The organism is Micromonospora sp. NPDC004551, assembly GCF_040609975.1.
GTDB lineage: Bacteria > Actinomycetota > Actinomycetes > Mycobacteriales > Micromonosporaceae > Micromonospora.
Window position 1 is genome coordinate 16,334 of the sequence record NZ_JBEXLM010000028.1, and the last position, 21,386, is coordinate 37,719.

The 21,386-nt window shown below is 75.3% G+C and carries 22 protein-coding genes; 2 read left to right on the top strand and 20 right to left on the bottom strand.

Features of this window, described 5'->3' with window-relative positions; translation table 11 throughout:
• Genes ABZW14_RS26750 through argC form a run of 7 tightly spaced genes read right to left on the bottom strand, consistent with a single transcriptional unit; the run spans position 1 to position 6,941 of the window.
• Positions 1–1,206 (bottom strand): argininosuccinate synthase, encoded by a 1,206-nt coding sequence (locus ABZW14_RS26750; RefSeq protein WP_355351494.1) that lies wholly within the window; start codon positions 1,204–1,206, stop codon positions 1–3.
• Positions 1,203–1,718, bottom strand: coding sequence for an arginine repressor (locus tag ABZW14_RS26755; protein ID WP_355351496.1), 516 nt, complete (start codon positions 1,716–1,718; stop codon positions 1,203–1,205). Before ABZW14_RS26755 ends, ABZW14_RS26750 begins: the two co-directional genes overlap by 4 nt.
• Positions 1,715–2,638 carry an ornithine carbamoyltransferase gene (gene argF, locus ABZW14_RS26760; RefSeq protein ID WP_355351498.1) on the bottom strand — a complete coding sequence of 308 codons (924 nt, stop codon included), beginning with the start codon at positions 2,636–2,638 and terminating at the stop codon, positions 1,715–1,717. The genes ABZW14_RS26755 and argF overlap by 4 nt, the downstream gene beginning before the upstream one ends.
• Positions 2,635–3,831, bottom strand: coding sequence for an acetylornithine transaminase (locus ABZW14_RS26765; RefSeq protein ID WP_355351500.1), 1,197 nt, complete (start codon positions 3,829–3,831; stop codon positions 2,635–2,637). Before ABZW14_RS26765 ends, argF begins: the two co-directional genes overlap by 4 nt.
• Entirely contained in the window at positions 3,828–4,715 is an 888-nt protein-coding gene (gene argB, locus ABZW14_RS26770) for an acetylglutamate kinase (protein ID WP_154225885.1), read from the bottom strand. Before argB ends, ABZW14_RS26765 begins: the two co-directional genes overlap by 4 nt.
• Positions 4,712–5,884, bottom strand: coding sequence for a bifunctional glutamate N-acetyltransferase/amino-acid acetyltransferase ArgJ (gene argJ / locus ABZW14_RS26775; RefSeq protein WP_355351502.1), 1,173 nt, complete (start codon positions 5,882–5,884; stop codon positions 4,712–4,714). Before argJ ends, argB begins: the two co-directional genes overlap by 4 nt.
• 55 nt (positions 5,885–5,939) lie before the next feature.
• Entirely contained in the window at positions 5,940–6,941 is a 1,002-nt protein-coding gene (argC, locus tag ABZW14_RS26780) for an N-acetyl-gamma-glutamyl-phosphate reductase (RefSeq protein ID WP_355351504.1), read from the bottom strand.
• A 221-nt stretch (positions 6,942–7,162) separates the two neighbouring features.
• On the opposite strand from argC, the gene ABZW14_RS26785 reads away from it, so the two are divergent.
• Entirely contained in the window at positions 7,163–8,692 is a 1,530-nt protein-coding gene (locus tag ABZW14_RS26785) for an AfsR/SARP family transcriptional regulator (RefSeq protein WP_355351506.1), read from the top strand.
• A 158-nt stretch (positions 8,693–8,850) separates the two neighbouring features.
• On the opposite strand, the gene ABZW14_RS26790 is transcribed toward ABZW14_RS26785, so the two are convergent.
• The 3 genes from ABZW14_RS26790 to ABZW14_RS26800 are packed head-to-tail and all read right to left on the bottom strand — an operon-like array spanning position 8,851 to position 11,872.
• On the bottom strand, positions 8,851–10,767 hold the full coding sequence (locus ABZW14_RS26790) for an ABC transporter ATP-binding protein (protein WP_355351508.1): 1,917 nt from the start codon (positions 10,765–10,767) through the stop codon (positions 8,851–8,853).
• Positions 10,764–11,303 (bottom strand): hypothetical protein, encoded by a 540-nt coding sequence (locus ABZW14_RS26795; protein ID WP_355351510.1) that lies wholly within the window; start codon positions 11,301–11,303, stop codon positions 10,764–10,766. The genes ABZW14_RS26790 and ABZW14_RS26795 overlap by 4 nt, the downstream gene beginning before the upstream one ends.
• Before the next feature lie 17 nt (positions 11,304–11,320).
• Positions 11,321–11,872 carry a MauE/DoxX family redox-associated membrane protein gene (locus ABZW14_RS26800; protein ID WP_355351512.1) on the bottom strand — a complete coding sequence of 184 codons (552 nt, stop codon included), beginning with the start codon at positions 11,870–11,872 and terminating at the stop codon, positions 11,321–11,323.
• 156 nt (positions 11,873–12,028) lie between these two features.
• Between ABZW14_RS26800 and ABZW14_RS26805 the strand changes: the two genes are divergently transcribed.
• Complete coding sequence (locus ABZW14_RS26805) at positions 12,029–12,244, top strand: hypothetical protein (RefSeq protein WP_151461614.1); 216 nt, start codon at positions 12,029–12,031, stop codon at positions 12,242–12,244.
• A 45-nt stretch (positions 12,245–12,289) separates the two neighbouring features.
• Here the strand turns inward: ABZW14_RS26805 and ABZW14_RS26810 are convergent, their stop codons facing one another.
• The 10 genes from ABZW14_RS26810 to hisG all read right to left on the bottom strand — a co-directional run bounded on the left by ABZW14_RS26810 (position 12,290) and on the right by hisG (position 21,379).
• Entirely contained in the window at positions 12,290–12,754 is a 465-nt protein-coding gene (locus tag ABZW14_RS26810; RefSeq protein WP_355351514.1) for a S26 family signal peptidase, read from the bottom strand.
• Between the two features lies 1 nt (position 12,755).
• On the bottom strand, positions 12,756–15,305 hold the full coding sequence (gene pheT, locus ABZW14_RS26815; RefSeq protein WP_355351516.1) for a phenylalanine--tRNA ligase subunit beta: 2,550 nt from the start codon (positions 15,303–15,305) through the stop codon (positions 12,756–12,758).
• Between the two features lie 40 nt (positions 15,306–15,345).
• A complete protein-coding gene (gene pheS, locus ABZW14_RS26820; protein ID WP_355351518.1) occupies positions 15,346–16,419 on the bottom strand; it encodes a phenylalanine--tRNA ligase subunit alpha in 1,074 nt (357 codons plus the stop codon).
• Positions 16,420–16,590: 171 nt separating this feature from the next.
• The gene (locus ABZW14_RS26825) at positions 16,591–17,475 is read right to left on the bottom strand and encodes an RNA methyltransferase (protein ID WP_355351520.1); all 885 of its coding nucleotides are present in this window, start codon (positions 17,473–17,475) and stop codon (positions 16,591–16,593) included.
• Positions 17,476–17,507: 32 nt separating this feature from the next.
• On the bottom strand, positions 17,508–17,900 hold the full coding sequence (gene rplT / locus ABZW14_RS26830; RefSeq protein ID WP_091263835.1) for a 50S ribosomal protein L20: 393 nt from the start codon (positions 17,898–17,900) through the stop codon (positions 17,508–17,510).
• A 32-nt stretch (positions 17,901–17,932) separates the two neighbouring features.
• A complete protein-coding gene (rpmI, locus tag ABZW14_RS26835; RefSeq protein WP_355351522.1) occupies positions 17,933–18,127 on the bottom strand; it encodes a 50S ribosomal protein L35 in 195 nt (64 codons plus the stop codon).
• Positions 18,128–18,145: 18 nt separating this feature from the next.
• Positions 18,146–18,796, bottom strand: a complete 651-nt coding sequence (infC, locus tag ABZW14_RS26840; protein WP_355351524.1) for a translation initiation factor IF-3 — start codon at positions 18,794–18,796, stop codon at positions 18,146–18,148.
• Positions 18,797–19,104: 308 nt separating this feature from the next.
• Entirely contained in the window at positions 19,105–19,578 is a 474-nt protein-coding gene (locus tag ABZW14_RS26845; protein WP_355351526.1) for a PH domain-containing protein, read from the bottom strand.
• Entirely contained in the window at positions 19,575–20,537 is a 963-nt protein-coding gene (locus ABZW14_RS26850) for a DMT family transporter (RefSeq protein ID WP_355351528.1), read from the bottom strand. The genes ABZW14_RS26845 and ABZW14_RS26850 overlap by 4 nt, the downstream gene beginning before the upstream one ends.
• A complete protein-coding gene (hisG, locus tag ABZW14_RS26855) occupies positions 20,534–21,379 on the bottom strand; it encodes an ATP phosphoribosyltransferase (RefSeq protein WP_355351530.1) in 846 nt (281 codons plus the stop codon). Before hisG ends, ABZW14_RS26850 begins: the two co-directional genes overlap by 4 nt.
• Positions 21,380–21,386: the final 7 nt, after the last annotated feature.

Consider the following 21,386-nt stretch of genomic DNA (forward strand, 5'->3'; position numbering starts at 1 on the left):
TCAGGAGCCGCCCAGCCGGGCGTCCCGCGCGGCGGCCATCTTGCTGGGCAGGCCCCAGAGCTGCACGAAGCCCTTGGCGAGGGACTGGTCGAAGGTGTCGCCCGTGTCGTAGGTGGCCATGCCGAAGTCGTAGAGGCTGGCCTCGGAGCGCCGGCCCGTGACGGTGGCCCGGCCGCCGTGCAGGGTGAGCCGCACCTCGCCGGAGACGTGCTGCTGGGCGTCGTCGATGAACGCGTCGAGCGCCTTCTTCAGCGGCGAGAACCAGAGGCCGTCGTAGACCAGCTCGCCCCAGCGCTGGTCGACGCCGCGCTTGAACCGGGCCAGGTCCCGCTCGACGGTGACCGCCTCCAGCTCCTGGTGGGCGGCGATCAGCGCGATCGCGCCGGGGGCCTCGTAGACCTCGCGGCTCTTGATGCCGACCAGGCGGTCCTCGACCATGTCGAGCCGGCCGACGCCCTGGGCGCCGGCGCGTCGGTTGAGCTCCAGGATCGCCTGGTACGGGGTGACCGTCTCGCCGTCGACGGCGACCGGCACGCCGGCGTCGAAGGTGATGACCACCTCGTCGGCGTCGCGCTCCTGGGCCGGGTCGGACGTGTAGGAGTAGAGGTCCTCGATCGGGCCGTTCCAGATGTCCTCCAGGAAGCCGGTCTCCACCGCGCGGCCCCACAGGTTCTGGTCGATGGAGTACGGCGACTTCGCCGACACGTCGATCGGCAGGCCCTTCTCCTCGGCGAAGGCGATCGCCTTGTCCCGGGTCCAGGCGAAGTCGCGCGCCGGGGCGATGATCTTCAGGTCGGGGGCGAGCGCGTTCAGGCCGACCTCGAAGCGGACCTGGTCGTTGCCCTTGCCGGTGCAGCCGTGCGACACGATGGTGCCGCCGTGCTTCTTGGCCGCGGCCACCAGGTGCTTGACGATCAGCGGCCGGGACAGCGCGGAGACCAGCGGGTAGCGGTCCATGTAGAGGGCGTTGGCCCGGATCGCCGGCAGGCAGTACTCGGCGGCGAACTCGTCGCGCGCGTCGACCACCTCGGACTCGACGGCGCCGCAGTCCAGGGCGCGCTGCCGGATGGCGTTCAGGTCCTCGCCACCCTGGCCGACGTCGACCGCCACGGCGATCACCTCGGCGCCGGTCTGCTCGGCCAGGTAGGGAATGGCGACGGAGGTGTCGAGACCCCCGGAGTACGCCAGGACGACCCGCTCGGTCATGGTGTGGTGCTCCCTTCAACGTTCTCTTCCCGGCGTGCCCACGCGGCGAGCTTGTCGCCCAACGCGGCGCCGCCGTCGGCCTCGCGGGCCACGACGAGGATGGTGTCGTCGCCGGCGATGGTGCCGACGATCTCGGACAGGCCCGCGCGGTCCAACGCGCTGGCCAGGTAATGGGCTGCGCCCGGCGGGGTGCGCAGCACGGCGATGTTGCCGCTGGAGTCGACCCCGTTGAGCAGCTCGCGCAGCAGCCGGACGAGGCGGGCCGGCGCGGCCTCGGCCTCGCGCAGCGGCCGGTGGCCGTCCTCGGGGATGAGGTAGACGCCCCGCCCGTCGCCGCCGCGCGCCGTGACCGCACCCAGCTCCTTGAGGTCCCGGGAGAGGGTGGCCTGGGTGACCTGGATGCCGTCACCGGCGAGCAGGTCGGCCAGCTCGGTCTGCGAGTGGATGGCCTTGTCGCGGATCAGCTCGACGATGCGGGCGTGCCGCGCGGCACGGGTCAGCGGGGCGGTCATGATGCCTCCAGGAGAAACGTCAGCAGCGCCTTCTGGGCGTGCAGGCGATTCTCCGCCTGGTCGAACACGGCGCTGTGCGGCCCGTCGAGCACCTCGTCGGTGATCTCCTCGCCCCGGTGGGCGGGCAGGCAGTGCAGCACGATCACGTCGGCGGCGGCGTGGCCCAGCAACGCGTCGTTGACCTGGTAGGGCAGGAACGGCGTGATCCGGTCCAGGCCGTCGGACTCCTGCCCCATCGACGTCCAGGTGTCGGTGGCGACCACGTCGGCCGCGCGGACGGCCTCCACCGGGTCGGTCAGCACCTGGACCGAACCGCCGGTGCCGGCGGCGATCTTCTCGGCCCGGGCGACGATCTCCGGATCCGGCTGGAAGCCGGCCGGGCCGGCGATCCGCACGTGCATCCCGGCGGTCGCCCCGGCCAGCAGATAGGAGTGCGCCATGTTGTTCGCCGCGTCCCCCAGGTACGCCAGGGTGCGCCCGGCGGTGGCGCCGAAGCGTTCCCGGACGGTGAGCAGGTCGGCGAGGAGCTGGCAGGGGTGGTAGGTGTCGGTGAGCGCGTTGACCACCGGGACGGCGGCGTGCGTGGCGACCTCCGCGATCCGGTCGTCGCCGTGGGTGCGCAGCACGATCGCGGCCACGTAGCGGGACAACACCCGCCCGGCGTCGGCGAGGGTCTCGCCCCGCCCGAAGTGGGTGACCTGGGTGTCCACCACGAGCGGGTGCCCGCCCAGCTCGGCGATGCCCGCGTCGAAGGAGATCCGGGTGCGCAGGCTCTGCTTGTCGAAGAGCACCGCCACCGACCTGGGGCCGGCCAGGGGCTTGTACGCGTACCGGTCGGCCTTCATCCGGGCGGCCAGGTCGAGCACGGCGGCCTGCTCGGCGGGCGTGAGGTCGTCGTCGCGGAGGAAGTGCCGGGTCATGCGGGGACCTCCGTGGTGGTGGGGGCGGGCGCCGCGGCGTCCAGCGCGGCGGGCAGCGCGGCGACGAAGGCGTCGGCCTGCTCGGCGGTGAGGATCAGCGGCGGGGCGAGCCGGACCACGCCCGGCTGCACCGGGTTGACCAGGAAGCCCGCCTCGCGCAGCGCGCCGCTCACCGCGCCGGAGACCGGCGCGTCGAGCACGATGCCGAGCAGCAGGCCGGCGCCGCGGACCTCGGTGACGAGCGGGTGGCCGAGCCCCTCGACGCCGCGCCGCAGCCGCTCCCCGATCCGCTTCACGTGGTCGAGCAGCCCCTCGTTGGCAATGGTGGCGACCACGGCGAGCGCGGCGGCGCAACTGACCGGGTTTCCCCCGAACGTGGTGCCGTGCGAGCCGGGCGTGAGCAGGTCGGCGGCCCGCCCGAAGGCCAGGCAGGCGCCGAGCGGCAGCCCGCCGCCGAGCCCCTTGGCCAGGGTGACGACGTCCGGCTCGACGCCCTCGGCCTGGTGGGCGAACCAGTGCCCGGTGCGGCCGACGCCGGTCTGCACCTCGTCGAGCACCAGCAGCGCGCCGTGCGCGGCGGTGATCCGGCGGGCCTCGGCCAGGTAGCCGGGCGGCGGGACGACGACGCCGTTCTCGCCCTGGATCGGCTCGACGATCACCATGGCGGTGGCGTCGGTGACCGCCGCGGCCAGGGCGGCGGCGTCCCCGTACGGCACGTGGGTGACCTCGCCGGGCAGCGGGCGGAACGGGTCGGCCTTGGCCGGCTGGCCGGTCAGCGCCAGGGCGCCCATGGTGCGGCCGTGGAAGCCGCCGTGGGTGGCCACCACGTGGGTGCGCCCGGTGAGCCGGGAGAGCTTGAACGCGGCCTCGTTGGCCTCGGCGCCGGAGTTGGCGAGGAACACCCGGCCGGGGCGGCCGGCCAGGGCCAGCAGCAGCTCGGCCAGGGCCACCGGCGGCTCGGCGACGAACAGGTTCGACACGTGCCCGAGGGTGGCGACCTGCTTGGACACGGCGGCCACCACGGCCGGGTGGGCGTGGCCGAGGGCGTTGACCGCGATGCCGCCGAGCAGGTCGACGTACTCCCGGCCGGCCTCGTCGACCACGACGGCGCCGGAGCCCGCGACGAGCGCCAGCGGCGGGGTGCCGTAGTTGTCCATCATGGCGGCGCCCCAGCGCTGCACCAGCGTGCTCATTCCGCCACCACCATCGTGCCGAATCCTTCCGAGGTGAACACTTCGAGGAGCGTGGAGTGGGCGACCCGGCCGTCGACGACGTGCGCGGCGGGCACTCCCCCGCGCACCGCCCGCAAGCAGGCCTCCATCTTGGGGACCATCCCGGACTCCAGGGACGGCAGCAGCTTCGCCAGGTCGTCCGTGGTGATCTCGCTGACCAGGCTGGCCGTGTCGGGCCAGTCGGCGTAGAGGCCGGGCACGTCGGTGAGGACGACCAGCTTGCGGGCGTCGAGGGCGACGGCCAGCGCGGCCGCGGCCGTGTCCGCGTTGAGGTTGTGCAGCACCCCGTCGGCGTCGGGCGCGACGGTGGAGATGACGGGGATCCGGCCGGCCGCGATGAGGTCGGCCACCGCCGAGACGTCGACCGACTCCACGTCGCCGACCTGCCCGACGTCGACCGGCTCCCCGTCCACGTACGCCGGGCGGCGCACCGCCGTGAACAGGCCGGCGTCCTCGCCGGAGAGGCCGACGGCGAACGGGCCGTGCGCGTTGATCAGCCCGACCAGTTCCCGGCCGACCTGACCCACGAGAACCATCCGGACCACGTCCATGGCCTCGGGTGTGGTGACCCGCAGGCCGCCCTTGAACTCGCTGGCGATGCCGAGCCGGCCGAGCATGGCGGAGATCTGCGGGCCGCCGCCGTGCACGACGACCGGCTTGAGGCCGGCGTACCGGAGGAAGACCATGTCCGCGGCGAACGCCCGCTGGAGCTCGGGGTCGACCATGGCGTTGCCGCCGTACTTGACCACGACGGTGGCGCCGGAGAAGCGGGCCAGCCAGGGCAGGGCCTCGATCAGCGTCTCGGCCTTGGCCTGGGCCCGGGTGAGGTCGGCGGTGAGACTCATGACGAGTACGCCGAGTTCTCGTGCACGTACGCGTGCGACAGGTCGTTGGTCCAGATCGTCGCCGCCGCGTCGCCGGCGTGCAGGTCGATGCGGATGGTGACGTCCCGGCCGGTGAGGTCGACCTTGGCCCGGTCCTCGGCGGCGGCGCCGCCCCGGCAGACCCAGATCCCGTTGACCGCGACGTCCACGCCGTCCGGCTCGAACGCGGCGGCGGTGGTGCCGACGGCCGCGAGGATCCGGCCCCAGTTCGGGTCGTTGCCGAACAGCGCGGTCTTGACCAGGTTGTTCCGGGCCACCGAGCGACCCACCTCGACGGCGTCGTCCTCGTCGGCGGCGCCGGCCACCTCGATGGCGATCTGCTTGGTGGCGCCCTCGGCGTCGGCGATCAGCTGCTGGGCCAGGTCGTGGCAGGCCGCGGTCACCGCGTCGGTCAGCTCGGCGGCGGTGGGCTCGATGCCGGAGGCGCCGCTGGCCAGCAGCAGCACCGTGTCGTTGGTGGACATGCAGCCGTCGGAGTCGATCCGGTCGAAGGTGACCCGGGTGGCGGCGCGCAGCGCGGCGTCCAGGGTCTCCGGCCCGGCCACCGCGTCGGTGGTGAGCACGCAGAGCATGGTGGCCATGGCCGGGGCGAGCATGCCGGCGCCCTTGGCCATGCCGCCGACGGTCCAGCCGCTGCCCCGGGCCACCGTGGTCTTGGGCCGGGTGTCGGTGGTCATGATCGCCTCGGCGGCCGGCCCGCCGCCGTCGCGGGACAGGCCGCGCACCGCGTCGCGGACGCCCGGGAGGAGCTTCTGCATGGGCAGGCGCTCGCCGATCAGGCCGGTGGAGCAGACCGCCACCTCGCCGGCGCCGACCATGAGCCGGGGGCTGCTGGCGGTGAGCACGGCGGCGGTGTGCTCGGCGGTCGCGTGGGTGTCCTGGAAGCCGGCCGGGCCGGTGCAGGCGTTGGCGCCGCCGGAGTTGAGCACCACGGCGCGGACCACGCCGCCCCGGACGACCTGCTGGCTCCAGAGCACCGGGGCGGCCTTGACCCGGTTGGCGGTGAAGACGCCGGCGACCCCGGCGTCGGGGCCGTCGTTGACGACGAGGGCGACGTCGCCGGCGCCGCTGGCCTTCAGGCCGGCGGCCACGCCGGCGGCGCGGAAGCCCCGAGGGCTGGTGACGGTCACTGGGCCGTCCTTTCGTTCGCGACTACGGCGCTCCGCTTCGCTGCACTCCTCGCGCTCACGGTGCCACTCCGAACGCGGAGAGTCCGGTGGTCTCGGGGAGGCCGAACATCAGGTTGGCGTTCTGCACGGCCTGGCCGGCCGCGCCCTTGCCGAGGTTGTCGACGGCGCTGACCACGATCACCCGGCCGGAGTCGGCGTCGACCGTGGCCTGGAGGTGGCAGGAGTTCCCGCCCGCGGTGGCGGCGGTGTGCGGCCAGGTCCCCTCCGGCAGCACGTGCACGAAGGGCGCGTCGGCGTACGCCGCCGCGAGCACCTCGCGCGGGTCGGCGTCGCCGGCGGGCACCGCGGTGACGGTGGCCAGGATGCCCCGCGGCATGGGGGCCAGGACCGGGGTGAAGGAGAGGCTGGTCGCCCCGGTGGCCTGCTTGATCTCCGGCACGTGCTGGTGGGCGCCGACCTTGTAGGGCGACAGGTCGCCCATCACCTCGCTGCCGAGCAGGTGGGGCTTGGCGGCCCGGCCGGCGCCGGAGGTGCCGGAGGCGGCGACCACCACCACGTCGGTGGGGAGGACGGCGCCCGCGGCGATCAGCGGCGCGAGCGCCAGGGTGGTGGCGACCGCGTAGCAGCCGGTGCTCGCGACCCGGGTGGCCGCCGCGATCGCGGCGCGCTGGCCGGGCAGCTCGGGCAGCCCGTAGGTCCAGGCGCCGGCGTGCTCGCCGCCGTAGTAGCGGGCCCAGGCGCCGGCGTCGCGCAGCCGGTGGTCCGCGCCGAGGTCGACCACCTTGACCGCGCCGGGCAGGGCTGCGGCGAGGGCCGCCGACTGCCCGTGCGGCAGGGCCAGGAAGACCAGGTCCGCGTCGGCCAGGGTGGCCGGGTCGGTCGCCCCGAACACCAGGTCCAGCCCGGCGAGCTGCGGGTGCACGGCGGCGACGGGCCGGCCGGCCGAGGCGTGCGCGGTGGCCGCGACCAGCTCGAACTCCGGGTGCCCGGCGAGCAGCCGGAGCAGCTCGCCGCCGGCGTACCCGCTCGCGCCCGCGACCGCGACTCGGATGCCCATACTCACCTCCGCATGACTATGCAAAGAAGGCTAGCAGCGATGATCCGCTGCTGCAAGTTCATACGGTGTGGCGCATGAACCTGCACAAGCGGGGATTGCGGCCGCAGACACCGTCACTGTCCGAACAAATTCCATGACACACGGCTTCCATCGATTAACATTGTTGTTTCACGGAGGTGCGGGGTCGGGCCGGCCGGCCCGCGGGGGCGCACGGAGGACGTATGGGCCTGACGCTGCAGATCCTCGGTCCGGTGCGAGCGTGCCGCGACGGGCGGTGGCTGCGGCTGCCCCCGGGCCGCCCGACCGCGCTGCTGATGGTCCTGTTGCTGCACTCCGGCACGCCGGTGCCGGTCGAACGGCTCCGCGAGGAGCTGTGGGGCGGCCGACCACCGGCGTCGGCCGTGGCGAACCTGCGCAGCCACGCCAGCCAGCTGCGCCGGCTGCTCGCCGGGCCGGGCGAGCCGCCCCGGCTCCGGGCGGAGGGCGGCGGCTACCTGCTGCGCACCGGGCCGGGCGAGCTGGACGCCGCCGAGTTCGAGCGGCTCACCGCCGAGGGCCTGGCCGCCCAGGCCCGGGGAGCGGCGGCCGTCGCGGTGGACCGGCTGGGCCGCGCCCTCGCGCTCTGGTCGGCCGAGGCGCCGCCGCCGGCGTACGGGCCGGACACCGCGGCCGCGTACGACCGGTTGCGCGAGCGCCGGGCCGTGGCCCGGGAGGCGTACGCCGCCTGCCGGCTGGAGCTGGGCGACCGCGGCTCCGCCGAGCTGCGCAGCCTGCTCCGCGAGCACCTGGCCGAGAACCCGCTGCGGGAGACCGGCTGGGCCCTCCTGATGAGCGCCGAGCAGCGGGCCGGTGACCGGGCCGCCGCGCTGGGGACGTACCGCCGGGCCTGCCGGGCGCTCGCCGGTGAGCTGGGCGTGGCGCCCGGTCCGGAGCTGACCGCGCGGTACCGCGCCGTCGTCCACGCCGGACCCGGGTCACGACCCGACGCCGGCCGACCCGCCGCCCCGACCCGTGCCACGGCGGTCCCGCACGAGCTGCCGTACGCCCCCGGGCCGTTCGTCGGCCGGCACGCCGAGCTGGCCCAGCTCGGCGCCGCGCTGGCCCGGGACCGGGACCGGCCGGTGGTGCTGTCCGTGCACGGCCCGGCCGGCGCCGGCAAGTCCGCCCTGGCCCTGCGCGCCGCGACCGCCGCGCTGGACGCCTTTCCCGACGGGCAGCTCCACCTCGACCTCGGCGGCTCGGTGGCCGGCGAGCCGTTGCCGCCGCGCCAGGTGGCCGGCCGGGTGCTGCGGGCGCTGTGCCCGACGTCCGACCCGGAGCCGACCACAGTGGCCGAGGCACAGGCCCGGGTCCGTTCCGCGCTGTTCGGCCGGCGGGTGCTGCTCGTGCTCGACAACGCCGCCGGCCCGGCGCAGGTGGAGGGCCTGCTGCCGGCACGCGGCGGCTGCGCCCTCCTGGTGACCGGCCGCGCGCGGCTGCCCGACGGGCACGGCCGGGCGCTGCGGCTGGACCCGCTGCCGCCGTGCGACGGGCTCGCGCTGCTGCGCGCGCTGGTCGGCGACCGCCGGGTCGACGGCGAGCCGGCCGCGGCCGCCGCCGTGGTGGCGCTCTGCCAGGGGCTGCCGCGGGCGCTGCGGGCGGCCGCGCGGCGGCTCGGCGACGGCCCGCACGCCACGCTCGCCCGGCTGGCCCGGCTCCTGCGCGCCGACCACTGCCGCCTGCACGGTCCCGCCCACCTGCACGCCAGCTGACCCCCGCCCCCGCAGGACGGCCGGCGCGCTGGTCGGCGCGGCGCCGCACGCGTGCGGTCCCGGCCGGCTCGGTGGAACGCCATGGAGGTCAAACCACCCGGGAAGCCTTTCTGGCGTCCCACCGACGGCGGCGGGCGCGGGTGTGTGGGCGGTCGCCGTTACGCCGCGGCCACGGGGGCAGCCGTCGGCTCGGCCTCCGGCCCGGCGGCGGGCCGGGCGGTGTCCGGTGTGGCGTCGGGTGGTGGGGTGTCCTGGCGGTAGCCGCGGGCTTGCAGGGCGAAGAGCCGGGCGTACCCGCCGCCGGCGGCGAGCAGCGTGTCGTGGTCGCCGTGCTCGGCCACCCGCCCGTCAGCGAGCACCACGATGGCGTCGGCGTCCCGGACCGCGTTGAGCCGGTGCGAGACGAGCAGGCTGGTCCGGCCCCGGCGCAGCGTGCGCAGCCGGGTGTGCAGGTCGTGCTCGGCCTCGGCGTCCAGCCCCGAGCTGGGCTCGTCGAGGACGAGCAGGTCCCGGTCGGCCCGCAGGAAGCCCCGGGCCAACGCCACCCGCTGCCACTGCCCGCCGGAGAGCACCACCCCGGCACGCGGGTCGTCCCGGTCCGGCCCGCCGAAGAAGATCCGGGTGAGCAGGGTGTCGTACCCGTGCGGCAGCGCGGCCAGCGCTCCGTCCACGCCGGCCTGCCGCGCGGCGGCCCGCAGCCGGTCCGGGTCGTCGCGGGCGGTGAGGTCACCGACGGCGATGTTCTCCGTGGCGGTGAGGTCGTACGGCATGAAGTCCTGGAACACGGCCCCGAGCCGCTTGCGCAGCGCCGCCGGGTCGAACTCGCGCAGGTCGACGCCGTCCCAGAGGATGGCGCCGCGCTCCGGGTCGTAGAACCGGCAGAGCAGCTTGACCAGCGTGCTCTTCCCGGCGCCGTTGAGCCCGACCAGGGCGGTGGTCGCGCCGGCCGGCAGGACCAGGTCCACCCCGCGCAGCACCCAGGGGTGCTCCGGGGAGTAGCGGAACCAGACGTCCCGCAGCTCGATGCCCTGCCGCAACGGTGGCACGGGACGCGGCGCGGCCGGGACCGGCAGGTCGGACTCGGCGCGGACCACCTCGTCGTAGTGGTCGAACAGCAGCAGCGCCTGGTGGACGGACCCGACCTGGCCGACCAGGGCGCCGAGCGCGCCCTGCACGCCGGGCACCGCCGCCAGGAACAGGGCCACGTCGCCGACGCCGACCCGCCCGGTGGCGGCCCGGGTGACCACCCAGACCACACCCACGCCGGCCACCACGGCCCCGAGCAGCGCGAGCAGGGCCTGGGCTCGGGTCTCCCGGGCGTCCAACCGGCGCTCGACCCGGTGCATGCCGTGCAGCTCGTCGAGCATCCGTTCGCCGAAGAACCGGCCCAGCCCGAACAGCCGCACCTCCTTCGCCGCCGGCACCCCCGTGATGAGCTGGGCGAAGAACAGGTCCCGCCGCTGGAAGTGCTCCAGCCGCAGCACCATGGCCGCGCGGGCCCGGTTGAGCCGGAGCTGCATCCACAGCGTGGGCAGGGCGGCCAGCAGCACCAGCAGGCCGGTCAGCGGGCTCAGCGCGAGCAGCACGCCGAGGAAGCCACCGATCGCCACGACGCTCTGCGCCCCGCCGAGCAGGCTCCCGGTGAGCTGCGTCGGCCCGAGGTGCCCGGTCTGCTGGGCCGCCTGGAGGCGGTCCTGGTAGGCGGGGTCCTCCAGGCGTACCAGGCCGACGAGGCGGGACACGGCGTCGAACAGGCGGCGGCGCACCAGGCGGGACACGGCCCGGGTCCGTTCGGCCTCGACGTACCGGCGCAGGTGCGGCAGGACCACACCGGCCGCCGCCGCCCCGGCGAGGCCGGCCCCGAGCAGCGCCAGCGGCAGGTCCCGGCCGGCCGCGCCGGTGAGCCGGTCCAGCACGAGCTTGGTCAGCCCGGCCACGGCCACCGGCGCGGCGCCGGCCAGCAGCGCGAGCAGCAGGTCGACAAGGGTGCCGGCAGGGGCCGCCCGCCAGGTGAGCCCGAGGGCCGCCCGGGCGTGCCGGACGGCCCGGCGGGGCGTCAGCCGTGGCTCGGTCACGGCGCCACCGGCAGGTCCAACCGGGCGATGCCGAAGGCGGTGGACGCCACGATGCCGCGCTCGTCGAGCAGACCGAACGCCGGGAAGCCCTTGATCGCGAACGCCGTGGGCAGTGGCCCGCTGCCGGGCTCGATGAACACCGTGGCGAGGCCGGTGAACAGGTCGGCGTACGTCTGGGTCTCCGGGCCCTTGCCGACCACGACCACCCACACGTGCTCGGCGCCGCCGGGCATCTCGGCGGCCCGCTCACGCAGCAACGGCAGCTGCTCCTCGCAGTGGTCGCAGCCAGGGGAGATGAACGCCACGAGGGTCATGGGCGGGAGGTCGGCGCGGGTCCGGACGCGGCCGTCCACGGTGGTGGAGACGAAGTCGCCGGGGATGGAACCGACCTCCAGCATCACCTCCGGTGGCGCGGACTGCCGCTCGTTGAGCAGGTCGGTGTGCTCCCGGAGCCGGCGGATCACGCCGAGCAGCAGCACCAGGTTGAGCACGCCGAGAGCGGCGACGAGGACGACGGCGACGGTCAGCAGGGGCATGGGGTCTCCTTGGGTGGTCAGGAGCGGCCGGCCGGGCGGGCCGCCCGGGGCGGGCTCGGGGCGAACAGGGCGACCAGGTCGTCGAGGCGGACCACCAGCGCGGCGAGCGGCAGCGCCAGCCCGGCGGCGAGCAGCAGGCCCCCCGGGCCCGGCGCCGGCCCGCCGACCGTCCCGGCCAGCAGGCCGAGCAGCGCCGCCGCGACGAGGGCCAGGTTGCGCGCCACGTGCCGGGCGCCGATCGGGGCGTCGCCGGCGCCGAAGCAGCGGCAGGCCGGGCGGGCGCCGCGGCGCAGCGCGCGGGCGATCGCGGCGGTGAGGACACCGAGCAGGCCGGCGGCGAGCAGCAGGCCGGCGGGCACCGTGCCGGGCAGGGCGAGCAGCAGCACCACGGCCGCCTCGGCGGCGACCGCCAGCCGGGCGACCGGACCGGCCCACCGGCGCGGCACGCCGAACTGGACGACCGAGGTGACGAAACCGGCGAAACCCGCCCGGGTCCGCAGCTTGCCGATCACGGCGGTGAGGAACACCAGGGCCAGCAGCAGCCGCGCGGTCAGCTCCACCGCTCGCATCCGTACCACCTCCTCGGCGCGGGGAGGCCCACGCTTCCAGCGGTGGATACATCCGGGATACATCGACGCGGGCGGGCGCCGGCCGCCGCTGTAGGCCCGGTGTACCGGGCGGCCGTAGCGTCCCCGCATCGACCGGTGTCGAAAGGAGGTGAACGAATGTTCCGTCGACTCGAGAGCCTGGGTGAGCGGATGCTCGGCGTGTTCGTGCCGAAGGTGACGGCCGCGGCCGGCTGTCCGCCGGACCCGTGGTGCGCCGTGTGCGGCACCTGCTACCTCAAGCGGTGCAGCTACAGCGGCTCGTGCGCGGTGAACTGCGGCGGGTGCGGCTACTACTGCACGGCCGGGGCCAGCACGATGACCACTCTCTGCTGATCGGGTGTGCCGCGCGGCCGGTCCCGGTCGCGCGGCATTCCCTCGTCAGCGGCCGAGGCGGGGCCGGATCACCACGCCGAGCACGTCCGGCTCGGGGATGTAGCCGCACTCGCGCGAGTCGTAGCTGAAGGGCGGGTTGTCGCCGAGCACCACGAGCCGCCCCGCCGGCACGGTGGCCTCGGCGCCCTGCCGCAGCAGCGGCACCCGCTGCACCGGCACCGGGTCGCCGGGCACCGCGTGCGCCCGCTTGATGAGCAGCCCCGGCCCCTCGTCGGGCCGGCCGGGCCGCCCGGCGGTCATCGCTTCGGGCGCGCGGACCACCACGACGTCGCCGGCCCGCACCCGGTCCAGCGGGACCCGCCGGGCCAGCACCCGGTCACCGGCGCGCAGCGTGGGTTCCATGCTGCGCCCCACCACCGAGACCAGCAGCAGGTGCCGCCGGGCCCAGCCCAGGCCGGCGACGGCCGACGCGAGCGCGCCGGCCGCCACCAGGCCGAGGACCGCCCACACGTCAGGCGCCGCGCAGGGTGGCGCCGAAGCGGCGGGCCGCCTCGGCCACCGCCGCGTCGCGGGCGGCCACCGCCTCCTCGCCCGCGAGGGTGCGGTCCGGGGCCCGGAACGTCAGCTTGTACGCCAGTGACCGGCGACCCGCGCCGAGCTGCTCGGACGCGTACACGTCGAAGAGCCGGACGTCCTCCAGCAGCGGGCCGGCCCCCTCGGCGAGGGCCCGCTCCACCTCGGCGGCCGGGACCGACTCGTCCACCACGAGCGCCACGTCGATGAGGGCGGGCGGGAAGGTGGAGACGGCCGGGCCGGACACCACCGGCGCCTCGGGCAGCGCGTCCAGGTCCAGCTCCATGGCGCTGGTCCGCCGGGGCAGCTCCAGCGTGGCCACCACGGTGGGGTGCAGCTCACCGGCGTACCCGACGGCGGTGCCGTCCACCAGCAACTCGGCGCAGCGGCCGGGGTGCCAGGGCGCGCGCTCGGCGGCCCGCACGGTGACCCGGTCGGCCGGGATGCCGGCGGCGGCGAGCACCGTCCGGCCCGTCTCGACGGCATCCGCCCAGCCGGCCGGGCGGCCCGCGCCCCACCAGCCGGCCGGTTCCAGCTCCCCGGTGAGCACCACGGCGACGTGCCGCGGCTGGGCCGGCACGACGGCGTCGGCGCGCGCGAACTCCTCGTCGGTGGGGCGCCGGTCCACGCCCATGGCCGGCGGGGCGCCCACGCCGGGACGCGGGTGGAACACCACGCCGATCTCGTAGATCGCCACGTCCCGCTGGCCCCGGCCGACGTTGCGCTTGAGGATGCCGAGCAGCGGGCCGAGCAGCGTGGTGCGCAGCAGCGGCTCCTCCTCGGACAGCGGGTTGGCCACCCGCACCGCGGGGCGGCGCGGGTCGTCGGCCGGCAGGCCGAGCTGGTCGGCCAGCTCCGCGGAGACGAACGGGTGCGCCAGGACCTCGACGTACCCGCGCTCCGCGAGCGACCGGGCGACCGCCCGGCGGCGCTGCTGCGGCGCGGTGAGGCCGCGGCCGGGCGGCGCGGTGGGCAGCACCGACGGCACCCGGTCGTAGCCGTCGAGGCGGACCACCTCCTCGACCAGGTCGGCGGGGTCGGTGAGGTCGGGCCGCCAGGTCGGCGGGGTGACGCTCAGCACGGCACCGCCGGCCGCGGTGGCGACGCCGGTCTCGCCCGGGTCCTCCCCGAGCCGGTCGGCGCCCGCGGTGACCGCGCAGCCCACCTGCTCCAGCAGCTCCACGACCCGCTCCGGCGGGTACGCCACGCCGACCCGGCGCGACGGCAGGTCCACCGGCAGGGTCACCGGGGTACGCGGCCGGACGTGGTCGACGTCGAGGATCTCGTCGCCGACGGTGCCACCGGCGTGCTCGGTGAGCAGGCGGACCGCCTTCTCCAGCGCGACCAGCGGCAGGGCCGGGTCGACGCCCCGCTCCCAGCGCTTGGCGGCCTCGCTGAACAGCTTGTGCCGCCGCGCGGTGCGCCCCACCATGGCCGGGTCCCAGTGCGCCGCTTCGAAGAGCACGTCGGTGGTGGTGGCGACGACCTCGCTGGTCTCGCCGCCCATCACTGCGGCCAGCGAGACCGGCCCGGTGTCGTCGCAGATGACCATGTCCTCGGCGGCCAGCGTGCGGGTGACTCCGTCCAGCGTGGTCAGCTTCTCCCCCGGCTCGGCGCGGCGGACCACCAGCGGGCCGCTGATCCGGTCGGCGTCGAAGGCGTGCATCGGCTGGCCGAGTTCGAGCATCAGGTAGTTGGTGATGTCGACCGGCAGCGAGATGCTGCGGACGCCGGCCACGGTGAGCCGCCGGGACATCCAGCCCGGGGTCTGCGCGGTCGGGTCGACGCCGCGGACCATCCGCGCGGCGAACCGGTCGCAGCCGACGGTGTCGCGCACCTCGACCGGGTACGCCGGCTCGGCGGTCGCGCCCGGCGCCGGAAGGTCGGCCGGGTCGCGGAACGGCACCCCGAGGGCGTGCGACAGCTCGCGGGCGAGGCCCCGGACGCTGAGCGCGTACCCGCGGTCCGGGGTGATCTCCAGCTCGACCACGACGTCGTCGAGGCCGACCACCGGGCGGGCGTCGTCGCCGGGCTTGGCCGGGCTGTCCTCGGGCAGCACGATGATCCCCGAATGGTCGTCGCCCAGGCCCAGCTCCTTGGCGGAGCAGATCATGCCGTGGGAGTTGCGCCCGTAGGTCTTCCGCGCGCCGATGTGGAAGTCGCCGGGCAGCACGCCGCCGGGGAGGATCACCACGACCCGGTCGCCCTGGGCGAAGTTGCGCGCCCCGCAGACGATCTCCTGCGGCTCGCCGGTGCCGTTGGCGGCGCCGACGTCCACCCGGCAGAACCGGATCGGCTTCTTGAAGCCGGTCAGCTCCTCGATCTCCAGCACCTCACCGACGACCAGCGGCCCGGTGACGGTCTGCCGCAGGTCCACCACGGAGTCGACCTCGATGCCGAGGTCGACCAGCGCCTGCTCCAGGTCGCCGGTGGGCAGGTCGGCCGGGAGGTCGACGTGCTCCCGCAGCCAACTGACAGAAACTCGCATGACTGTTAAACCACCGTCTCCGTAACTCGTGCCCGCACCGTCAGACCCCGAACGCGCGGGTGAACCGCACGTCGCCCTCGGCCATGTCCCGCATGTCGCTGACGCCGTGCCGGAACATCACCGTCCGGTCGATGCCCATGCCGAAGGCGAATCCGGAGTAGACCTCCGGGTCGATGCCGCAGGCGCGCAGCACCCGCGGGTTCACCATGCCGCAACCGCCCCACTCGACCCACTGCGGACCGTCCCGGTGCTCCGGGAACCAGACGTCGAACTCGGCGGACGGCTCGGTGAACGGGAAGTAGTGCGGCCGGAACCGGGTCTTCGCGCCCTCGCCGAACATTGCGCGGGCGAAGTGGTCCAGCGTGCCGCGCAGGTGCGCCATGGTGATGCCCTTGTCGACCACCAGGCCCTCGACCTGGTGGAAGACCGGGGCGTGGGTGGCGTCCAGCTCGTCGGTGCGGTAGACCCGGCCGGGCACCACCACGTAGATGGGCGGCTTGCGGGTCAGCATGGTGCGCGCCTGGACCGGCGAGGTGTGGGTGCGCAGTACCAGGCCCGAGCTGTCCGCACCGGCCGGGGGCGCGATGTGGAAGGTGTCCATGAGGCCACGCGCCGGGTGGTCGGCGGGGATGTTCAGCGCGTCGAAGTTGGTCCACTCCAGCTCGACCTCGGGCCCCTCGGCCACCTCGTAGCCCATCCCGACGAACAGGTCGCTGATCTGCTCCATCAGGGTGCTCAGCGGGTGGCGGGCGCCGCGCGGCCGCCGGTCGTAGGGCAGGGTCACGTCGACCCGCTCCTCCACCAGCACCCGCTCGGCCTGCTCACGCTCCAGGACCTCCTGGCGGGCCGCGTACGCGGTCTCGACGGCGCGGCGGGCCTCGTTGACCCGCTTGCCGGCGTCGGACTTCGCGGCCGGCGGCAGCGCGCCGATCTCCCGGCGGGCCAGCGACACCGGGGACCGGTCCCCGAGGTGCGCCGGGCGCAGCGCGGTCAGCGCGTCCGGGTCGGCGGCGGCGGCGAACGCCTTCTCGGCGTCGGCCACGGCCGCGGCCAGGGCGTCCGGGTCGAGCAGGGCGACCTGCTTCGGGTCGTACGGATCGTTGCGGTAGCTCATGGCGTACGGGCACTCCCTCACGGCGGCGCCGGCCCTCACGGGCGGCTAGGCGAGTCTACGGACGCGCGGCTTCGCCGCAGCCCGCCGGTGGGAGATCGCGCAGGAGGAAGGGTCAGGCCCGCCGCCCGCCGACACCGGCGGGCTGGCTAAACGAACGCCGTGGCGCGTTCATCATCCGGCTGACTCCCCTGCTGTGTGGCCGCGCGGACCCGCGGGTCGGCGCAGAGCTCTCGCTGAAGCGTACAGGCAGACGGCCGCGGCCGCAGCCAGGTTCAGGCTCTCGGCGCGCCCGTGCAGCGGCACCCGGACCCGGGCGTCGGCCGCGGCGGTCAGCTCCGCGGGCAGCCCGTGCGCCTCCGAGCCGAAGAGCCAGGCGGTCGGTGCGGCGAGCCGGCCGGCGTCGGCGAGGTCGTCGAGGTCGCTGTCGCCGTACCCGGTCGTGGCGAGGACGGTGAGCCCGGCGGACCGCAGCGCCGCGACCACGGCGACCGGGTCGGTGGCGCGGACCACGTCGACGTGGAACAGGCTGCCGGCGGAGGCCCGCACGCACTTGCCGTTGTAGGGGTCGACGGCGTCGCCCGCGAAGACCACCGCGCCGGCGCCGGCCGCGTCGGCGGTGCGCAGCACGGTCCCGGCGTTGCCGGGGTCCCGGATCTCGGCCAGCACCGCGACCAGGCGCGGCCCGCGCGCCAGGGCGGCGTCCAGGGGTACGTCGAGGTGCCGGCAGACGGCCACCAGGCCCTGCGGGGCGACGGTCTCGGCGAGCGCGGCCAGGGCCTCGTCGGTGACCTCGGAGACCGGCACGTCGGCACCGGCCGCCAGCGCGGCGAGGTCGGCGTGCCGGTCCAGGGCGGCCGGGGTGCCGAACAGCTCGACCACGGTGCCGGCCCGGGCGAGCGCCTCGCGGACGGCCTGCGGACCCTCGGCCAGGAACCGGCCGGTGGTCTCCCGGTCCCGCCGGCGCTGGAGCCGGCGGGCGGCGACCACCCGCGGGGTACGCGGGGTGAACGGACCGGGAACAGCGTCGAGGCGCCTCCCGTGCGGTGCTGACGGCATGGGAGACGCCTCGATCTGCTGGTACGGGTGGATCAGGCGGCCTGGGCCGCGGCGCCACCGGTGCCCTCGGCCGCCACGGCGGCACGGGCCAGCTCGACGATCGCGGCGAACGCCGCGGCGTCGTTGACGGCCAGGTCGGCCAGGATCTTGCGGTCGACCTCGATGCCGGCCAGGCGCAGGCCCTGGATCAGCCGGTTGTAGGTCAGGCCGTTGGCCCGGGCGCCCGCGTTGATCCGCTGGATCCAGAGCTGCCGGAAGTCGCCCTTGCGGTCGCGACGGTCCCGGTAGGAGTACTGCATCGAGTGCAGCACCTGCTCCTTGGCCTTGCGGTAGAGCCGGGAGCGCTGACCGCGGTAGCCGCTCGCGGTCTCCAGCAGGGTACGACGCTTCTTCTGGGCGTTAACAGCCCGCTTGACGCGTGCCATCTCAACTCCTTCTTCGGTTCAGGTGGCGCGCGTCAGCGGCCGAGCAGCTTCTTGATTCGCTTGGTTTCGGCCTTGGCCAGCTCGACCGTGCCGGTCAGCCGCCGGGTCTGGGTGGAGGGCTTCTTCTCCAGGTTGTGGCGGAGACCGCACTGCTGGGCAACGATCTTGCCCTTGCCGGTCACCTTGACCCGCTTGCCCATACCCGTGTGGCTCTTCATCTTCGGCATGTGGAACGTCTCTCCCTGTTACTGGCCGCTGGTCTCAGCGGTCGGGCCGGTCTCACCGGCTGCTGCGGTCTCGCCGGCCGCCGGGGTCTCGCCACCTGCCGGGGCGGCCGACTCCTCCGCCGCGCGGTCGCGGGGCCCGCCGCGGGACGCCGTGGCGGCGACCGCGGAGGCCTTCACGGCCCGGTGCGGAGCGAGAACCATGATCATGTTTCGGCCGTCCTGCTTCGGCGCGGCCTCGACGTATCCCAGGTCCGTGATCTCGGACTCGAGCCGGCGCAGGAGCCGGTAACCCAGCTCCGGGCGGCTCTGCTCGCGACCGCGGAACATGATCGTCACCTTGACCTTGTCGCCGGCCTTCAGGAACCGCACCACGTGACCCTTCTTGGTCTCGTAGTCGTGCGGGTCGATCTTCGGCCGGAGCTTCATCTCCTTGATGACGGTCTGCTGCTGGTTACGCCGCGCTTCGCGCGCCTTCAGTGCGCTCTCGTACTTGAACTTGCCGAAGTCCATGAGCTTGCACACCGGCGGGCGCGCCATCGGCGCAACCTCGACCAGGTCCAGGTCGACGTCCGCGGCCAGCTGCAGGGCGCGCTCCAGCGGGACGATGCCCACCTGCTCACCCTCAGGGCCGACCAGTCGGACCTCACGTGCCCGGATCTGCTCGTTCACGCGTGGTTCGACGCTGATGGGGCCTCCTCGAGTCGAGTCTCCTACGGTGCCGACTCCGCGGGCTCCCGGACGGGAGCCGACCCGGAAAGCAGAAGGCCCCGGCGTATGCCAGGGCCCACTCGACCGGTCGGCACGATCACAGGATCGCGCATCCGGGACCGGGACGTGCCCGGAACCGGGAGACCGGGACCCGGCCACCTACGGGGGCGACTCGGGTGGGAGCAGGCGCTCCGCTTCAGGACCGCCCGCAGGGCAGTCTGGTCGACCCCGCAACACTACACCCTCGGCCCAGGCCGCCCCAAACCGGGTCAGCGCGGGGCGGCCGGGTCACCGGCCAGGGCGGCCAGGTGGGCCTGGTGCAGGCGGCGCAGGGCGCGGACGGCCTCCACCGCCCGCTCCTTGTCGGCGGCCTGGAGCGCGACCATCGGCAGCAGGTCGTCGTCGTGCAGCTCCAGGCTGGCCCACGGGGCGCCCCGGTCGAACCGGACCCCGCGGATCACCTCCCAGGGCAGCTCGTAGGAGCTGATCACGTTGCGGACCCGGACACCCCGGACATCGGCCACCACCCGGGGGCGGGTGAAAAGCAGGAAGCCGAGGGCACCGAAGACGCCCAGCCCCACCATGGCGAGCTGGTCGCCCCGCTGGAAGGTGCCGTAGCCGTCGCCGGTCGCGCCGGTCAAAGAGGTGGCCACCAGGCTGAACACCACCAGCAGCGTGACGGCCGACGCCCAGCAGACCACCCGGACCCGCCGCGGCCGCACGGTCACCACTGATTCGTTCACGGAACCAGTCTGCCATCCGGCCGGGGCTCGCGTTCTGCCGCCACACGGCGCGGGGCGCGCCGCCGCCCGCCGGCCACCACCACGGCCACCCCGGTGAGCACCGCCCCGGCCAGCACCGGCAGCCGCACCCCGGCGCCACCGGGCAGCGCCACGTCCAGCACCAGGGCCCCGCCGAGCTGCCCGGCCACCAGCGCCAGGCCGGTGCGCAGCACCCCGGCGGCGCGGACGCCGACCAGCAGCGCGAGCACGATGCCGACGCCGAACAGGCCGCCGACGTAGAGCCACCACTGGGCGGGCCAGCTCGGACGGGTGGCCAGGGCCCCGGCCAGCGCCGCCACCGCGGCGATCACCGACGTGCTGACCGCGAAGTTCAGCGCCAGCCCGGCGGCCGGCCCGATCGCCGCGGCGACCCGCCCGTTGAGCGCGGACTGCAGCGCCACCGCCAGGCCGCCGACGACCGAGAGCAGCACCAGCCCGACCGCCAGGTCGCCGACCGGCCGGCCGAGCTGGGCCATGGTCACCGCGCCGATCCCGAGCAGCGCACCGACGACCCGGGACGCCGTGAGCGGCAGCCGGCCGGTCGCGGCCAGGCCGGCCCGGTCGACGGCCAGCCCGCCGAGGCTGCCCCCGGCCACCTGGGCGATCGTGAAGACCGCCACCCCGAGCGCCGGCACCACGATCGGGCCGATCACCACGATCGCGGCGCCGCCCAGCCCGCCCAGGTAGGCCCACCAGGGCAGGCCGGAGTGGCGCAGCCCGGCCAGACCGGCGCGCATGGCCGGGACGGTGACCAGCCCCAGCAGGACGATGAGGCACCCGCCGAGGTTGTTGACCATGGCGCCGACGAGGGGGTCACCCGCCCGCTCCCCCAGCTCGGCGTTGACCACGCCCTGCGCGGCCGAGGCCACCCCGCCCACGACGACGACGGCCAGGGCGGCCGGGACCGGCAGCGGCCTCACAGGCGGCAGGCGTGGATGTTGGTGACCAGGATGGCCCGGGCGCCCAACTCGTACAGCTCGTCCATGATCCGGTGCACGTCGTCGCGGAGCACCATGGCCTGCACGGCCACCCAGCCCTCGCGGTGCAGCGGGGAGACGGTCGGCGACTCGATGCCCGGGGTGAGCGAGCTGGCCCGGTCCAGCAGGCCGGCCGGCACGTCGTAGGCGAGCATCACGTAGCGGCGGGCGACCAGCACGCCGTGCAGCCGGCGCAGCAGCTGCTCCTGCTGGGCGCCGCCGGACGCGCCGGCCCGGCGGACCAGCACCGCCGAGGAGCGCAGCAGCGGCTCGCCGAAGACCACGAGGCCGGCCTGGCGCAGGGTGGCGCCGGTCTCCACCACGTCGGCGACCACGTCGGCCACGCCGAGCCGGATGGCGTTCTCCACCGCGCCGTCCAGCCGGATCACCTCGGCCTTGACGCCCAGCTCGGCCAGGTGCCGCTCGACGAGCCCCGGGTACGCGGTGGCGATCCGGTGCCCGCCGAGCTGCTGGACCGAGTCCACGTCGTCGGGGCGGGCGGCGAACCGGAAGGTGGCCCGGCCGAAGTTGAGGTCGACGACCTCCTCGGCCGGCGCGCCCGAGTCGACCAGCAGGTCCCGCCCGGTGATGCCGACGTCCAGGTCGCCGGAGCCGACGTAGGTGGCGATGTCCTTGGGGCGCAGGTAGAAGAACTCGATGTCGTTGGGCTCGTCCCGGCAGACCAGGTCCTTCGGGTCGGTGCGCTGGCGGTAGCCCGCCTCGCGCAGCATCCCGGCGGCCGACTCGGCCAGGGCGCCCTTGTTGGGTACGGCGACACGCAGCATGGGAGTG

Bases quoted from the DNA above. Each gene is read 5' to 3' on its own strand.
- rpmI (WP_355351522.1), bottom strand. From the start codon at position 18,127: ATGCCGAAGATGAAGAGCCACACGGGTATGGGCAAGCGGGTCAAGGTG.
- argF (WP_355351498.1), bottom strand. From the start codon at position 2,638: ATGACCCGGCACTTCCTCCGCGACGACGACCTCACGCCCGCCGAGCAG.
- ABZW14_RS26825 (WP_355351520.1), bottom strand. From the start codon at position 17,475: ATGCCGTCAGCACCGCACGGGAGGCGCCTCGACGCTGTTCCCGGTCCG.
- ABZW14_RS26765 (WP_355351500.1), bottom strand. From the start codon at position 3,831: ATGAGCACGCTGGTGCAGCGCTGGGGCGCCGCCATGATGGACAACTAC.
- ABZW14_RS26795 (WP_355351510.1), bottom strand. From the start codon at position 11,303: ATGCCCCTGCTGACCGTCGCCGTCGTCCTCGTCGCCGCTCTCGGCGTG.
- ABZW14_RS26805 (WP_151461614.1), top strand. From the start codon at position 12,029: ATGTTCCGTCGACTCGAGAGCCTGGGTGAGCGGATGCTCGGCGTGTTC.
- argC (WP_355351504.1), bottom strand. From the start codon at position 6,941: ATGGGCATCCGAGTCGCGGTCGCGGGCGCGAGCGGGTACGCCGGCGGC.
- ABZW14_RS26785 (WP_355351506.1), top strand. From the start codon at position 7,163: ATGGGCCTGACGCTGCAGATCCTCGGTCCGGTGCGAGCGTGCCGCGAC.
- argB (WP_154225885.1), bottom strand. From the start codon at position 4,715: ATGAGTCTCACCGCCGACCTCACCCGGGCCCAGGCCAAGGCCGAGACG.
- pheT (WP_355351516.1), bottom strand. From the start codon at position 15,305: ATGCGAGTTTCTGTCAGTTGGCTGCGGGAGCACGTCGACCTCCCGGCC.
- ABZW14_RS26800 (WP_355351512.1), bottom strand. From the start codon at position 11,872: ATGCGAGCGGTGGAGCTGACCGCGCGGCTGCTGCTGGCCCTGGTGTTC.
- ABZW14_RS26755 (WP_355351496.1), bottom strand. From the start codon at position 1,718: ATGACCGCCCCGCTGACCCGTGCCGCGCGGCACGCCCGCATCGTCGAG.
- hisG (WP_355351530.1), bottom strand. From the start codon at position 21,379: ATGCTGCGTGTCGCCGTACCCAACAAGGGCGCCCTGGCCGAGTCGGCC.
- ABZW14_RS26750 (WP_355351494.1), bottom strand. From the start codon at position 1,206: ATGACCGAGCGGGTCGTCCTGGCGTACTCCGGGGGTCTCGACACCTCC.
- pheS (WP_355351518.1), bottom strand. From the start codon at position 16,419: ATGAGCTACCGCAACGATCCGTACGACCCGAAGCAGGTCGCCCTGCTC.
- rplT (WP_091263835.1), bottom strand. From the start codon at position 17,900: ATGGCACGCGTCAAGCGGGCTGTTAACGCCCAGAAGAAGCGTCGTACC.